The 352-nt window shown below is 48.3% G+C and carries 1 pseudogene; it reads left to right on the top strand.

The features are described 5' to 3' along the window. Nucleotides 1-352, top strand: a pseudogene (locus HC175_RS21260) (TCP-1/cpn60 chaperonin family protein); the annotation flags it as partial.

The raw sequence follows: 352 nt of genomic DNA, 5'->3' as shown, positions 1-352 counted from the left end.
AATGAAAGAGAAGAAAGACCGTGTTGACGATGCGCTTCATGCAACCCGTGCGGCTGTAGAAGAAGGAATCGTTGCCGGTGGTGGTGTTGCCCTTGTACGTGCGAAAGCAGTATTGGCAAACCTTGAATCTCTAAATGCAGATGAAGCTACAGGAATCCAGATCGTGAGCCGTGCTATTGAAGCTCCACTTAGAACGATTGTGGAGAACGCAGGTGGCGAAGGCTCTGTAGTGATCAATAAAGTTCTTGAAGGAAAAGGCAACTACGGTTATGACGCCAAAACAGATACTTAGGGTGACATGATGACCGCAGGAATCATCGACCCTAAGACGGTGACCCGAGTAGCTCTTGAA

The sequence above is a fragment of the Salinimicrobium oceani genome (genome assembly GCF_012037645.1).
Note: the sequence above shows the minus strand (reverse complement) of the source record. Positions and strands in the feature narration are given on the sequence as shown.